Source organism: Streptomyces sp. NPDC058864, from assembly GCF_042742985.1.
Taxonomy (GTDB): domain Bacteria; phylum Actinomycetota; class Actinomycetes; order Streptomycetales; family Streptomycetaceae; genus Actinacidiphila.
On record NZ_JBHYMQ010000030.1, the window covers coordinates 55,092 to 67,657 of the forward strand.

Consider the following 12,566-nt stretch of genomic DNA (forward strand, 5'->3'; position numbering starts at 1 on the left):
GCCGGTGTCTAGGACTGTCCATCGCAAGGCTGCGCAGTTGGGGGGAACCGTCGTCGGCCCCCTCGGGGGGCATCATCACGAGGCATATGCCGTGCGCACATCGCGCGATTCCGGATCGGGCAGTCGGATCCCCTGGGTCAAAGTGCGTGTCCGGCGATCGGGCATCATTCGGTACGACCAGCGATGTTTTAAATTTGAGGAACCCGTGCTCGACTTCTTGGTGGGCCGGGTCCCCAGGATTCCCCGGGTCGTCGACCCCAACCCCGTGCTACCTGTTCACAGTTTCATCGAAGGGCGCACGCTGAGAGAGATCCCCGAGGGGCCGGAGGGGCTTGACGCCCTCTATGTCGACCAGATCATGGAGGTCTTCGAATCTCTGTGCCGGATCGACACCGACGATGCAATCTCCATCGAGCGGGTCTGTAACTGCCCGCGAGAGCAGGAATCAAATGGTTCGAGGTTCTTCTTCCGTAGGTTGCTGGAATTCATCCGATCCTCTGCTCACGACAACGGGATCGCGGCCTTTCGTTCCTTGCTCGCTGATTTCGGCGTATCGGACAGGTTGCTCGCCGAGCTGGAGGACCGTTCATGCGAGTTGACCGACCGTCCCTATGTTCTCATTCACGGCGACCTGCATCGCGATAATTTCGTCGTCGATGACGACAAGAACCTGTGGACCATCGACTGGGAGCTTGCCCGAATCGGCGACCCGCTTTACGAGTTGGCCACCCACCTGTACCTCATGCGCTATCCAGAGGAGCAGGAGCGTGTGGTCGTCGAGCATTGGAAGACCCGGATTGAGGCGGCCTGCACGGGTGCGACCTTCGGGGCGGACGCCGATCTGCGGACCTATCTGGACTTCAAACGCGTGCAGTCGGCGCACACAGATCTGATGCGTGCCGGCTGGCGGCTCGCCCAACTGCGCCGCGGTGGCCGGAAGCTCGATGAGGCCGCGTGGGCTGCCGCGCCGGTGATCGCCGACGTGTTGAAGGCGGTGGAGCAGAGCGGCTTTGTCCTGGACAGACCGGCACCGTCGGTGGACGAGGCCGCGGATCTGCTGTTGTCCTGGCGCCGTGGCCTCGGCAGCCGGATTGTTCTGCACCGTTGGGCCATGAAGCGGGCTGCGGCCGTGAGTCACCCGGCGAAACCTCGGCGAGCGCTCCGGGATCCCTGGAATCGGATCGGCGACTGGTGCGACCGGAGGCTGACTCAAAGGCGCACCACCGACACGTACGCGGGGCAGGCCGGCGCGCCGGTCGTAGCCGAGAGCGAGGCGGCTTCCGCACCCGTACCGGCGGGCTGAGTCGATGCACCCTCCGGGGCGCTGGCCGGCCGCCGAGCGGCGGTGTCACAACCCCAGAGCCATCCAGTGCCCCGGCTCCGCGAGCGGGGTGAACCCCACCTTCGCGTACACCCCGTGCGCGTCGTGCGTGGCCAGGAGCACGAGCCGTACGCCCGGGCCCTCGAGGTGGGCGCGGGCAGCCGTGGCGAGGGCGGTCGCCAGGCCGCGGCCGCGTGCCTCAGGCGTGACGTAGACGTCGCAGAGCCAGGCGAACGTCGCCTGGTCGGTGACGACGCGGGCGCAGGCGACCTGGGTGCCGGTCTCCCTGTCGTACGCGCCGAAGTTGAGGGACGCGGCGATGGCGGCGTCCTGGACGGCGCGGGGGCGGCCGAGGGCCCAGTAGGCGTCGGTGGAGAGCCAGTGGTGGACCAGGGCGGCGTCCACGCGGGCGGGGTCGGCGGAGATCTCGTACTGCTCTTCGACAGGCGTCATGGGCGGAGGTTAGCGGGGCCGCGCGGGTCGCGACCCCGTCCTTCGTGCAGCACTGCTTACCGGTGCGATGAAGGACTATTAACTGGACCTTGAGGGTGCCCTGGGCCCACGCTCGACGCATGGGTATTCACGTACCGCTCATCACGCCCTTCGACGAGGCCGGCCGCGTGGACGCCGGCGCCCTGGAGCGGCTGGCGCACGACGTGGCCGACGGGGGCGTCGCCGGGCTGGTGGCGCTGGGGACGACCGCCGAGGCGGCCATGCTGGACGAGGCCGAGAAGGCGGTCGTCCGGGAGACCGTGGGACGGGTGTGCCGCGAGCGCGGGCTGCGGTGCACCGTGGGCGCCGGCGGGCCGGACACCCGCAGGACCGCGGCGGAACTCGCGCAGCTGGACGCGGACGCCGCCCTCGTCTCCGTGCCGTCGTACGTCAGGCCCTCCCAGGACGGCGTCGTCGCGCACTTCGAGGCGCTGGCCCGGGCGTCCGCCGTGCCGCTGGTCGTCTACAACATCCCCTACCGCACCGGGCTCGCCCTCACCGCCGACACGGTGCGCCGGATCGCCGCGATCGACGGGGTCCTGGGCTTCAAGCACGCCGTCGGCGGCATCGACCAGGACACCGTGCTCCTGGTGGGGGAGGTGCCCCTGTACGCCGGGGACGACGTCTTCGCGCCGGCGCTGCTCGCCCTGGGCGCCGAAGGGGCGATCGCCGCCTCCGCGCACCTCGCCACCGAGCAGTGGGTGGAGCTGGCCCGTTTCCACGATCCGGCACGGGGGCAGGCGCTCGCGAGGCTCGCCGCCGCCCTCTTCGCCGAGCCGAACCCCACGGTGATCAAGGCGGTGCTGCACGCCCAGGGACGCATCCCGACCCCCGACGTGCGGCTGCCGCTGCTGCCCGCCGGGCGGCCGTCCCTCGGGACGGCACTCCGGGCACTCGCCGCATCGGGGGATACTCGGGACCGTACGTACGCACTGATCGGAGAGACCGGATGAGGATCGGAATCGTCGGAGCCACCGGCCAGGTCGGCGGTGTCATGCGCAAGGTGCTGGCCGAGCGCGACTTCCCGGTGGAGCAGCTGCGGCTGTTCGCGTCGGCCCGTTCGGCGGGACGCACCGTGCCCTGGAAGGACGGCGAGATCGCGGTGGAGGACGCCGCCACCGCCGACTACACCGGTCTCGACATCGTGCTGTTCTCCGCGGGCGGCGCCACCTCCAAGGCGCTGGCCCCCAAGGTCGCCGCCGCGGGCGCGGTCGTGATCGACAACTCCTCCGCCTGGCGGATGGACCCCGAGGTCCCGCTGGTCGTCTCCGAGGTCAACCCGCAGGCGATCGCGGACCGCCCCAAGGGCATCATCGCCAACCCGAACTGCACCACCATGGCCGCCATGCCCGTGCTGCGCCCGCTGCACGAGGAGGCGGGGCTGACCGCGCTGGTCGCCACCACCTACCAGGCGGTCTCCGGCTCCGGTCTGGCCGGTGTCGCCGAGCTCGACGGCCAGGTGCGCAAGGTCGCCGACCGTGCGACCGAGCTGACCTTCGACGGCGAGGCCGTGGAGTTCCCCGAGTCCGCGGTCTACCAGCGGCCCATCGCGTTCAACGTCGTCCCGCTGGCCGGCAAGATCGTCGACGACGGCCGCTTCGAGACCGACGAGGAGCAGAAGCTCCGCAACGAGTCCCGCAAGATCCTGGGCATCCCGGACCTGAAGGTGTCCGGCACCTGCGTCCGCGTGCCGGTCTTCTCCGGCCACTCGCTGCAGGTCAACGCCCGCTTCGAGCGCCCGGTCAGCGTGGCGCGCGCGTACGAGCTGCTGGCGTCGGCCCCCGGCGTGGAGCTGTCGGAGATCCCCACCCCGCAGCAGGCCGCGGGCAAGGACCCCTCCTACGTCGGCCGGATCCGGGTGGACGAGACCGTCGAGCACGGCCTCGCGCTCTTCCTCTCCAACGACAACCTCCGCAAGGGCGCCGCGCTCAACGCCGTCCAGATCGCGGAGCTGGTCGCGGACGAGCTGCGCGGCTGACCCCGCGAGTCCCACGGGGTGCCCCGGCGCGGCGGACCGCGCGCCGGGGCACCCGCCGTTCCGCTTGACCCTCACACCGTGTGAGGCGCTGGACTCGGAGACGTCATGTTCGGCATCGGAGACTTCGCCAGGCACGGCCGCGTCTCGGTCCGCATGCTGCGTCACTACGACGCCATCGGACTGCTGCACCCCGACCGTGTCGACCCCGCCACCGGCTACCGCCACTACGCCGCCGGGCAGCTCGCCCGGCTCAACCGCATCATCGCCCTCAAGGACCTCGGCTTCACGCTCGAACAGGTGCGGTCGATCCTCGACGAGGAGGTCAGCGCGGAGCAGCTGCGCGGCATGCTGCGGCTGCGCCGCGCCGAGCTCGCGGCGGCGATGGCAGCGGACGCGGCCCGGTTGGCGGGCGTCGAGGCGAGGCTCCGGACGATCGAGAGCGAGGGACGGATGTCCACCGACGACGTGGTGATCAAGAGGGTGCCCGCGGTACGGCTCGCGGAGCTGACGGCGACCGCGGCCGGGTTCGAGCCGGCGCAGATCGGGCCCGTCATCCAGCCGCTGTACAAAGAGCTGTGCCGGCGGCTGGACGCGGCGGGGGTGCGGCCCGCCGGGTCGGGGATCGCCTACTACGAGGACGCGCCGGAGGGGGAGGGCGCGATCCTCGTCCACGCGGGGCTGCAGGTCGCGGTCGAGCCGGACGGCGGGTACGACTTCGCCGTCGTCGACCTGCCGGAGCTGGAGAGCGCGGCGACGATCGTGCACCGCGGCTCCATGGACGACGTCCTGCGCTCCGAGCAGACGCTGGCCCGCTGGATCGACGCCCACGGCCACCGGTCCCTCGGCTACCCCCGGGAGCTGTACCTGGAGTGCGAGGGGCATCCCGACACCTGGGTGACGGAGCTGCAGGAACCGGTGGCCACGGGGGCGTGACCGGTCAGCCCATCGGCTTCCCCTGCTGAGCCGCCTCGGCGACCAACTCGAAGGCCGTCCGGCCGTCCAGGGACTCGCGGATGACGTCCGCGTGCCCGGCGTGCCGGGCGGTCTCCTCGATGAGGTGGAGCAGGATCCAGCGGGCGCTGACCTTCATGCCGGGCGGGTTCCAGGGCGCGTCCGGCAGCGGCACCACCACGTCCAGGTCGGGCAGCGCCAGGATCGCCTCCTCGGTCTCGCGGCCCGTCCTCGCGTACTCCTCCAGCCAGCCGGCGAGGGTCTCGCCCTCCAGCAGCCGGAAGCCGTCGAGGTAGTCCGCCTCGGTGCCCTTCTTGTCCTCGTTGCCCAGCAGCAGGCCCTGCACCCAGGACTCCTCGGTCCTGGTGACGTGCTTGACCAGCCCGGCGAGGTTCATCTCGCTGACGCTGGGCCGTGACGAGGCCTGCTCGTCGGTGAGCCCGAGCACCGCGCGGCGCACCCCGCCGCGCTGCGCCTCCAGGTACGCCAGCAGCGCGTCCCGCTCACCCGTCTCGTTCCGTACCACCGTCGGCATCGCGCGCTCCCCTTGGTCGTGGATCCCCTGGCTCCGGGCGCCCGTCTTCCGGCGCCCCTCACGTCTTCGACGGTACGCACCCTTGCGGTCAGTTCCGGTCCGCGATGGGCCGGGACGAGAAGGCTCCTTCAAGAAGGACGGGGACGACGGAGGCCGCGTCGATCTCGGTGGCGATCGCGACGTCCTCGGGGAAGCCGCCGCCGCTGAGCTCGCGACCGGAGGCGCAGGCAGCGACGGCGGCGGCGGGGTCCGGGGTCCCGGTGAAGGCGGCGGTCGCGGTACGCGCCTCCGGGGAGAGCGTCACCGCGGGGGCGTGCCCGCGCAGCGCGGCGAGGACCGCGCCGGCGCCGAGCAGGTCCTCCAGGGCGGGCCGCAGGGTCCCGTCAGGCCAGCGCTCACCGGCGGCGACCACCGCGACCGGGCGGTCCCGGGCGCCGAAGCCGTGCCGGGCGAGCCACGCGCCGACGGCGCTCGCGTTGCGCAGGGAGGCGGCGACCACGGTCGCCGCCTCCCCGGCCGCGGCGGCGATCGCCGACCCGTTGGGCGAGGGCAGCACCAGCCGCGGGGTGAAGGGCGCGCGGCGCAGCGCGGCGGGGGACAGCGACCAGGGCGAGCGCTCGGTCACCTCCCGCCGCCCCACGGCCAGCCGCGCACCGACCCGCCGCGCGTAGGCGGTCGCCGTCGCGTCGCGCCAGGCGTACGGGTGCACCGCGATCCCCGCCTCGACGGCCACCGTCACCGCCGTCGTGAAGGAGAGGACGTCGACGACGACCAGGCACGCGACGTGCGCCCCGATCCGCCGGGCGCCCTCGGGCCCCCACTCGAAGCGCGCCCCGTGGCCTGATTGCAGAAACCATTCCTCGCTCATGGGCGAGGACTATGCCGCCGCGGGCCGCACCTGTACATCGGCGACCACGCAGCTGACGTTGTCCGGACCGCCGGCGGCGTTGGCCAGCCCCACCAGCGTGCGCACCGCCGCCTCGGGTCCGGCGCCCGAGGCGAGCACCCGGCGCAGTTCCCCGTCCGGCACGACGGTGGACAGGCCGTCCGTGCACAGCAGGTAGCGGTCGCCGGGACGCGGATCATGCAGCCGCAGATCGGGCAGGCGGCCTGCGGGGCGGGTGCCCGAGCCCAACGCCCGTACGAGCAGCGACCGCTCGGGGTGCGAGGCCGCCTCGGCCTCGGTCAGCCGGCCCTCGTCCACCATCGACTGCACCATCGTGTGGTCGTGCGTGATCCGGAACAGCTCGCCCTCACGCAGGAGGTACGCCCGCGAGTCGCCGATGTGGACGAGGGCCAGCCGCTCCCCGGACCACAGCAGCGCGGTGAGCGTGGTGCCCGAGTCCGCGAAGCCGCGCACGGTCTCGTCGGCCCGGTCCAGTGCGTCCTGCAGCACGTCCAGCAGCCCGCCCGGGGCGGCCCCGGTCCCGAGCTCCCTCAGCGCGTCGACGGCGGCGGCGCCCGCGGGCGCCCCCTCGCCGCCGAAGCCGTCGGCCACCGCCAGCAGCCGGTCGCCGGCGTAGGCGGTGTCCTGGTTGCCGGGCCGTACGAGTCCGGCGTCGGAGAGGGCGGCGTAGCGCAGTTCCAGGGGGTGGTTCGCTTCGTTCACGGCGGATTCCTTCCGGGACAGGTGATCGACGAGGAAGGCGGCCAGGTCCCGCCGCGCACCGTGCGCGGCCTCGGTCCGTGCCCAGTACGCCCGGACCTCCCGCGCGGCGGCGGCCGCGTCCAGCGCGCACACCTCCTGTATGCGGGCCAGCGGCATCCCCAGCCGCCGCAGCCACGCCACGAGGCGGGCGCGCTCCAGCTGGGCGGGTGCGTAGTGGCGGTAGCCGGTCAGCGGATCGACCCGCGCGGGCGTCAGCAGCCCGAGCTCGTCGTACAGCCGCAGCGCCTTCGGCGACAGCCGGGACGCCTTCGCGAACGCCCCGATCGTCAGCGAGTCCATCGCGGGCTCCCTCCCTCGGGCCGGGCGCGCCGCCCGGCCTCCTCGATGCTGTGGCCTGCCCCAAGGGCAAGGTCAACCGGTCGTCCGCGGCCGGTTCACAGGGCGATCGGCCGGTAGGCGAGGGCGGCGTCGACGACCCGCCCGGGCGGGGCGTCCTCGAGGCCGGCCGGTGGGTGGAAGAGCAGGTCGCAGGCCCGGGGATGCGGGGTGTTGCAGTCGAAGAGCAGCAGGTAGTAGTCGGTGTCCTCGCCGGCCGGGTCGGCGTCGACACGGCGGACGATCTCGACGAGTTCCTCGCGCGTGATGTCCGCCACCCGCGGCCGGGCGGGCCGGGCGGCCTCCCGGGCGAACTCCTCCAGGCCGCGCGAGGCGTCGTACCGGGCGAAGTCGGACGGCCGGTAGTCGTGGCCCGTGCGCTCGTTGAACGCGGCCACGGCCTTCTCCGCCGCTTCGCCGCACCCGGTCAGGCCCGCGATGCGCTCGATCTCGCGGGCCACCTCCGCCAGTCGTTCCGGGGTGACGGGCGGCGGGAGGAGTTCGGCGCGCAGGTCCACGGCGGCATTATGCGCGCCGGGGCCGACAGCTGGCCGGAGCGGCGGGAGGCTGGGCCGGGAGAGGGACGTCACATCGCCGTAACGAGACTTTTGCAAGCACCTTGCTTGCAAAAGTTAGCACCGCGGGGCATGCTCGGAGGCATGGCTTCACTGAACGTCGGCACCCTCGGCGAGTACCTGCGGGAGCAGCGCCGCAACGCGCAGCTGTCCCTGCGTCAGCTCGCCGACGCCGCGGGGGTTTCCAACCCCTACCTCAGTCAGATCGAGCGCGGGCTGCGCAAGCCCAGCGCCGAGATCCTGCAGCAGCTCGCCAGGGCGCTGCGCATCTCCGCCGAGACCCTGTACGTGCAGGCCGGGATCCTCGACGAGCGGGACCAGGGTGACGGGATGGAGGTGCGGACCGCCATCCTGGCCGACACGGCGATCAACGAGAAGCAGAAGCAAGTCCTCGTGCAGATCTACGAGTCGTTCCGCAAGGAGAACGCCGCAGTGGAGGAAGCTCTTGACGAGCAGCCCGCTGCGCCGCGCGAGCACGTGGCGAAGAAGGCGGCGAAGAAGGCTGTCGCCGTGCTGAAGCCGAACGCGTCCGGACCGGCCGGACCGGGCAGCGGCGGTGGCGGCGGCGACGCCGCGGCCGCCGGGTGACCGGCTGGGCCCGGTCGCACGGAACGAGCGGACTCAACAGACGTACCCGCCACCATCCTCAAACGGGAGAAACCCTCATGGCGATCACCGAAGACATCGTCAAGACCCTCAAGGACCCGACCCCGCTGTACGCGCTGGCCGGGACCGCGGACCTCGCGGCCGAGAAGCTCAAGGAGGTCCCGCCGCTGATCGAGAAGATCCGCGCCGAGGCCCCCGAGCGGATCGAGAAGATCCGCGGCACCGACCCCAAGGCCGTGCAGGAGAAGGTGACCGCGCAGGCCAAGGACGCCCAGACCAAGGCGCAGGCCAAGGTCAACGAGCTGCTGGGCACCATCGACGGCGACATCCGCAAGCTGCGTGACTCCGCGCAGGACTTCGCGCTGCAGCAGGTGGGCCGTGCCGCCGAGTACGCGGTCCGCGCCAAGGAGGCGTACGACGGCCTGGCCGAGCGCGGCAAGGACGCGGTCGCCACCTGGCGCGGCGAGGCCGCCGAGCAGGTCGAGGACATCGCGGTCGCGATCGAGCCGGAGCCGGTCCCGGCGGCGCGGCAGGCGCCCGCCTCGGACGCCAAGCCGGCCGCCGCCCCCGCGCCCGCCCCCGCCCCCGCCGCGACCCCGGCGCCGTCCTCGGCGCAGGACGGCCAGGCGAGGAAGGCCCCCACCGCGAAGAAGGCCCCCGCGGCCAAGAAGCCCGCGACGCCGGGCAAGCCCGCTTCCTGAGCGGCCGGACAGCACGGGCCGGGCACGCACGGCGTGCCCGGCTCGTTGTGCCGGTACGGTGGGAGCCGACGACGGAGGTGGACGGCCATGCTGGTTACAGGTTTCCTGGGCGTGCTGGGACTACTGTCCTGGGCTCTCTTCCTGCTCGCGCTCTTCGCACTCGTTGACGCCGCGATCCATCGGCAGGACGCCTACCGCGCGGCCGACAAGAAGACCAAGGCGTTCTGGCTGATCATCCTCGGCATCGCCGCCGTGGTGATGAAGCTCTTCTCGATCTTGTCGTTCCTGCCGGTCATCGGCCTGATCGCGGTGATCGTGTACATGGTGGACGTGCGGCCGAAGCTGCGCGAGGTGGCGGGCAAGGGCGGCCCCAGGCGGCGCGGCGGCAGCAGCAGCGACGGCCCGTACGGCCCCTTCAACCGCTGACCCGGACCGTTGCCCCCGGCCGCCTGACCGGCCGGGTCCGTCCGATCAGGCGCCCGACTCCAGCAGCATGAGGGCGACGTCGTCCGTCAGCTCCCCGCCGTTGAGTTCGCGTACCTCCGTCATGGCCGCGTCCAGCAGCTCCTCGCCGGTGAGCCCGGCGGACAGCTGCCGCCCGACCAGCTCGACCATGCCCTCCTGGCCCAGCCGCTGCGCGCCGAGGCCGATCCGGCCCTCGATGAGCCCGTCGGTGTAGAGCATCAGGCTCCAGGCCTCGCCCAGTTCGAAGCGCGCGCCCTCCCAGCAGTCCTTCTGCGGCAGCAGCCCGAGCGCCGGTCCGCCGTGCTCGTACGGCAGCAGCTGGGGCGCCATCCCGGACAGCGACACCAGCGGTGCCGGGTGGCCGGCCAGCCAGAGGTCGGCGGCACGGCCGTCCGGGCTGATGTCGACCTGGCAGAGGGTCGCGAAGATCTCCTCGTCGGACCGCTCGTGCTCCAGGACCTGCTGGAGCGTGCCCAGCAGGGCGGCACCGCACAGTCCGGCCAGCGTCAGCGCGCGCCAGGCGATGCGCAGCTCCACGCCGAGGGCGGCCTCGTCCGGACCGTGGCCGCAGACGTCGCCGATCATCGCGTGCACGGTGCCGTCCGGGGTGCGGACGGTGTCGTAGAAGTCGCCGCCGAGCAGGGCCCGGCTGCGCCCGGGCCGGTAGCGGGCCGCGAAGCGCAGGTCGGCGTCGTGGAGCAGCGGGGTGGGGAGCAGCCCCCGTTCCAGCCGCGCGTTCTCCTGGGCGAGCAGCCGGGTCTCGGTCAGCTGGCGCTGCGCGACGTCGGCGCGCTTGCGCTCCACGGCGTAACGGATGGCCCGGGTCAGGTGGGAGGGGTCCAGGTCGGCCGGGGTCAGATGGTCCTGGGCGCCGACGCGGACGGCCTCGGCGGCGCGTTCGGCGTCGGTGTCGGTGCCCGCGGTCAGCACCAGTACGGCGGTGCGCGGGGCGAGGCGCAGCAGCTGCCGCAGGCTGTCCATCGCGTCCGGGGCGTCCTCGGCGGGGCGGGCGGGGAGCTCCAGCAGGATGCAGTTGACGTCGTCGCGGAGCAGCCGTTCGGCCTCGGTCAGGTTGCGGGCGCGGCGGATGCGGACGCGCGTGCCGGAGACGTCCAGCAGGTCGGGGACGGTGAAGGCGCCGGTGGGGTCGTCACCGATGACGAGCAGGGTCAGGGCAGGGGAGGTCCGGCCGTCGGCCGGCGGTGTTTCCTGGCGCGGCCCCGGCACGGCGGCGTACCGGTCGGTGCGCCGCTCGGTCGCGGACATCGGCGACATCGGACAATTCCTTCCCTCCCCCCGAGGGCAACGTCCCGGAGCGGTCGGATCGGTCGGATCGGTTGCTCAGCTCCGAGCACACTGAAGGGCGACCATAGCGGTAGCGCCCGGCGGCAGGGGAGGCCCCGTTGGTAAACCGCCCGTGTCATATGCGGTTCTGAGCTGCGGATTTCGGCCTCCGGAGGACGAACCGGGCATGACCAACGTCACGTTTGGTCCGCCGGGGCGTGGTGCACGTCACGCGGCCGGGGTCACAGGACACAGGTCACAGCGGGGCGCGCCGGCCCGGCGCGGCCCCGTACCGGTCAGCCGGGGCGCACGACCCCGAGGACGGGCATCGACCCGGCCCCCGCCACCGTGATCCGCCGCCCGGGGCGCGGCGCGTGGACGATCGCGCCATCGCCCACGTAGATGCCGACGTGACTGGCGTCGTCGAAGTAGACGACCAGGTCCCCCGGGCGCATCGCCGCCACGGGCACGTGCGGCAGGAGCCGCCACTGCTCCTGCGAGGTGCGCGGGATGCCGACCCCGGCGGCGCGCCAGGCGGCCCGGGTCAGTGCGGAGCAGTCGTACGCGGCCGGGCCGTCCGCTCCCCATGCGTAGGGCTTGCCGATCTGGGCCGAGGCGAAGGCGACGGCGGCCGCGCCCTGCCGGGTGGCGCCGGCGGCGTCGCGGCGCAGGCGCGTGGCGGCGTCGGTGCGCAGCCAGGAGACCTGGGAACGGTAGGCGGCCTCGTCCTCCAGCCCTTCCAGCCGTGCCCGTTCCCGGGCCTCCAGGCCGGCGAGCAGGCGCTTCGCGCGGTTCAGCCGGGCGGTGACCTCCCGCTCGGCGTCGGCAGCCGCCTTCTGGCCGGCCATGAGGCGCTCCCAGGCGACGGTGGCGGCGCGGGCGTAGGCGCCCAGCTCCGCGGTGGTCGTGCGCAGTTGCCCGATGGTGGCGTCGGCGGCCCGTGCGCCGCGGTCGGCGAGGGCGAGTCCGCCGAGGAAGGCGTCCGGGTCGTCGCTGAGCAGCAGGCCGGCCCCGGGGCCGATGCCGCCGCCGCGGTACTGGGCACGGGCGAGCGCGCCCGCCTGGGCGGTGAGGGTGCGCAGCCGGGTCTGCTCGCGGTCGATGACGCGGGCGAGCGCCACGATCTGCTCCTGCTGGGCGAGGACCCGTTCGTGCGCGGAGTTGTAGGTGTCGGTGGCGCGTTCGGCCTGCCGGTAGAGGGCGCCGACCTCGGCCCGTACGTCCTGGAGGGTGCGGCGCTGCGGGGGCGGATCGGCGTGCGCGACCGGTACGGGGGCGGCGAGGAGCAGCAGCGCGGTACAGGCCAGGCCGGCCGTACGCTTCATGCGGGCACCTCCGCAAAATATCTGACGGTCCGTCACGTGGCTGTGGATGGTGCCACGGAAGGCGTGAATCGGCCAGAGCCGCGGGCTGTCGCATCGTGCTGCGGCGCCGTGCCGGCCCGGCCGGGGCGTGTTGGGTGGCGGGCCGGAAACCGCCCCGGTGCGACGGGGGCCGGGGGCGGTGGTGTGAGGCGGGGGTGGATCAGGCGCGATCCCCGGCACATCCCCGGGGCGGGGTCGCGCCCCGGATCGGCAGGGTGGCGCGGGGCGCGGCCGGAGGGCCGGGCCGGGGTTCCCGGTGGGGGTGCCCGCGGTGGTGGGCGGATCCGGCGCACGCCCAGGCGGGCGGCGT

General features: G+C 73.2%; 14 protein-coding genes. 7 read left to right on the plus strand and 7 right to left on the minus strand.

Features of this window, described 5'->3' with window-relative positions; all coding sequences use genetic code 11:
* The first annotated feature begins 4 nt into the window (after positions 1-4).
* Positions 5-1,303 (plus strand): phosphotransferase, encoded by a 1,299-nt coding sequence (locus ACFW3D_RS22800; protein ID WP_500506414.1) that lies wholly within the window; start codon positions 5-7, stop codon positions 1,301-1,303.
* 45 nt (positions 1,304-1,348) lie between these two features.
* Here the strand turns inward: ACFW3D_RS22800 and ACFW3D_RS22805 are convergent, their stop codons facing one another.
* On the minus strand, positions 1,349-1,774 hold the full coding sequence (locus tag ACFW3D_RS22805) for a GNAT family N-acetyltransferase (RefSeq protein ID WP_500506416.1): 426 nt from the start codon (positions 1,772-1,774) through the stop codon (positions 1,349-1,351).
* A gap of 119 nt (positions 1,775-1,893) precedes the next feature.
* Here ACFW3D_RS22805 and ACFW3D_RS22810 point away from each other — a divergent pair, with 119 nt between their 5' ends.
* The 3 genes from ACFW3D_RS22810 (at position 1,894) to ACFW3D_RS22820 (ending at position 4,724) form a co-directional block, all read left to right on the plus strand.
* Positions 1,894-2,766, plus strand: coding sequence for a dihydrodipicolinate synthase family protein (locus tag ACFW3D_RS22810; protein ID WP_500506418.1), 873 nt, complete (start codon positions 1,894-1,896; stop codon positions 2,764-2,766).
* A complete protein-coding gene (locus ACFW3D_RS22815) occupies positions 2,763-3,791 on the plus strand; it encodes an aspartate-semialdehyde dehydrogenase (protein ID WP_500506420.1) in 1,029 nt (342 codons plus the stop codon). Before ACFW3D_RS22810 ends, ACFW3D_RS22815 begins: the two co-directional genes overlap by 4 nt.
* Positions 3,792-3,896: 105 nt before the next feature.
* The gene (locus ACFW3D_RS22820) at positions 3,897-4,724 is read left to right on the plus strand and encodes a MerR family transcriptional regulator (RefSeq protein ID WP_500506422.1); all 828 of its coding nucleotides are present in this window, start codon (positions 3,897-3,899) and stop codon (positions 4,722-4,724) included.
* Positions 4,725-4,728: 4 nt separating this feature from the next.
* On the opposite strand, the gene ACFW3D_RS22825 is transcribed toward ACFW3D_RS22820, so the two are convergent.
* From ACFW3D_RS22825 to ACFW3D_RS22840, 4 genes are all read right to left on the minus strand, one after another.
* Positions 4,729-5,277 (minus strand): DinB family protein, encoded by a 549-nt coding sequence (locus tag ACFW3D_RS22825; protein ID WP_500506424.1) that lies wholly within the window; start codon positions 5,275-5,277, stop codon positions 4,729-4,731.
* 88 nt (positions 5,278-5,365) lie between these two features.
* Positions 5,366-6,145 carry a 2-phosphosulfolactate phosphatase gene (locus ACFW3D_RS22830; protein ID WP_500506426.1) on the minus strand — a complete coding sequence of 260 codons (780 nt, stop codon included), beginning with the start codon at positions 6,143-6,145 and terminating at the stop codon, positions 5,366-5,368.
* A gap of 9 nt (positions 6,146-6,154) precedes the next feature.
* The gene (locus tag ACFW3D_RS22835; protein WP_500506428.1) at positions 6,155-7,225 is read right to left on the minus strand and encodes a MerR family transcriptional regulator; all 1,071 of its coding nucleotides are present in this window, start codon (positions 7,223-7,225) and stop codon (positions 6,155-6,157) included.
* Between the two features lie 95 nt (positions 7,226-7,320).
* Positions 7,321-7,779 (minus strand): bacteriocin immunity protein, encoded by a 459-nt coding sequence (locus ACFW3D_RS22840; RefSeq protein WP_500506430.1) that lies wholly within the window; start codon positions 7,777-7,779, stop codon positions 7,321-7,323.
* 141 nt (positions 7,780-7,920) lie between these two features.
* Between ACFW3D_RS22840 and ACFW3D_RS22845 the strand changes: the two genes are divergently transcribed.
* From ACFW3D_RS22845 to ACFW3D_RS22855, 3 genes are all read left to right on the plus strand, one after another.
* Positions 7,921-8,424, plus strand: a complete 504-nt coding sequence (locus ACFW3D_RS22845; RefSeq protein WP_500506432.1) for a helix-turn-helix domain-containing protein — start codon at positions 7,921-7,923, stop codon at positions 8,422-8,424.
* Positions 8,425-8,501: 77 nt separating this feature from the next.
* On the plus strand, positions 8,502-9,143 hold the full coding sequence (locus tag ACFW3D_RS22850) for a hypothetical protein (RefSeq protein ID WP_500506434.1): 642 nt from the start codon (positions 8,502-8,504) through the stop codon (positions 9,141-9,143).
* Positions 9,144-9,230: 87 nt separating this feature from the next.
* A complete protein-coding gene (locus ACFW3D_RS22855) occupies positions 9,231-9,569 on the plus strand; it encodes a DUF2516 family protein (protein WP_500506436.1) in 339 nt (112 codons plus the stop codon).
* 45 nt (positions 9,570-9,614) lie between these two features.
* Here the strand turns inward: ACFW3D_RS22855 and ACFW3D_RS22860 are convergent, their stop codons facing one another.
* Both ACFW3D_RS22860 and ACFW3D_RS22865 read right to left on the minus strand, forming a co-directional pair.
* Positions 9,615-10,883, minus strand: coding sequence for a PP2C family protein-serine/threonine phosphatase (locus tag ACFW3D_RS22860; protein WP_500506438.1), 1,269 nt, complete (start codon positions 10,881-10,883; stop codon positions 9,615-9,617).
* 305 nt (positions 10,884-11,188) lie between these two features.
* Positions 11,189-12,217 (minus strand): C40 family peptidase, encoded by a 1,029-nt coding sequence (locus ACFW3D_RS22865; protein ID WP_500506440.1) that lies wholly within the window; start codon positions 12,215-12,217, stop codon positions 11,189-11,191.
* Positions 12,218-12,566: the final 349 nt, after the last annotated feature.

What these genes read in the sequence shown, in the direction of transcription:
- ACFW3D_RS22810 (WP_500506418.1), top strand. Translation starts at nt 1,894, where the DNA reads ATGGGTATTCACGTACCGCTCATCACGCCCTTCGACGAGGCCGGCCGC.
- ACFW3D_RS22865 (WP_500506440.1), bottom strand. Translation starts at nt 12,217, where the DNA reads ATGAAGCGTACGGCCGGCCTGGCCTGTACCGCGCTGCTGCTCCTCGCC.
- ACFW3D_RS22845 (WP_500506432.1), top strand. Translation starts at nt 7,921, where the DNA reads ATGGCTTCACTGAACGTCGGCACCCTCGGCGAGTACCTGCGGGAGCAG.
- ACFW3D_RS22825 (WP_500506424.1), bottom strand. Translation starts at nt 5,277, where the DNA reads ATGCCGACGGTGGTACGGAACGAGACGGGTGAGCGGGACGCGCTGCTG.
- ACFW3D_RS22830 (WP_500506426.1), bottom strand. Translation starts at nt 6,145, where the DNA reads ATGAGCGAGGAATGGTTTCTGCAATCAGGCCACGGGGCGCGCTTCGAG.
- ACFW3D_RS22820 (WP_500506422.1), top strand. Translation starts at nt 3,897, where the DNA reads ATGTTCGGCATCGGAGACTTCGCCAGGCACGGCCGCGTCTCGGTCCGC.
- ACFW3D_RS22805 (WP_500506416.1), bottom strand. Translation starts at nt 1,774, where the DNA reads ATGACGCCTGTCGAAGAGCAGTACGAGATCTCCGCCGACCCCGCCCGC.
- ACFW3D_RS22855 (WP_500506436.1), top strand. Translation starts at nt 9,231, where the DNA reads ATGCTGGTTACAGGTTTCCTGGGCGTGCTGGGACTACTGTCCTGGGCT.
- ACFW3D_RS22850 (WP_500506434.1), top strand. Translation starts at nt 8,502, where the DNA reads ATGGCGATCACCGAAGACATCGTCAAGACCCTCAAGGACCCGACCCCG.
- ACFW3D_RS22815 (WP_500506420.1), top strand. Translation starts at nt 2,763, where the DNA reads ATGAGGATCGGAATCGTCGGAGCCACCGGCCAGGTCGGCGGTGTCATG.
- ACFW3D_RS22835 (WP_500506428.1), bottom strand. Translation starts at nt 7,225, where the DNA reads ATGGACTCGCTGACGATCGGGGCGTTCGCGAAGGCGTCCCGGCTGTCG.
- ACFW3D_RS22860 (WP_500506438.1), bottom strand. Translation starts at nt 10,883, where the DNA reads ATGTCGCCGATGTCCGCGACCGAGCGGCGCACCGACCGGTACGCCGCC.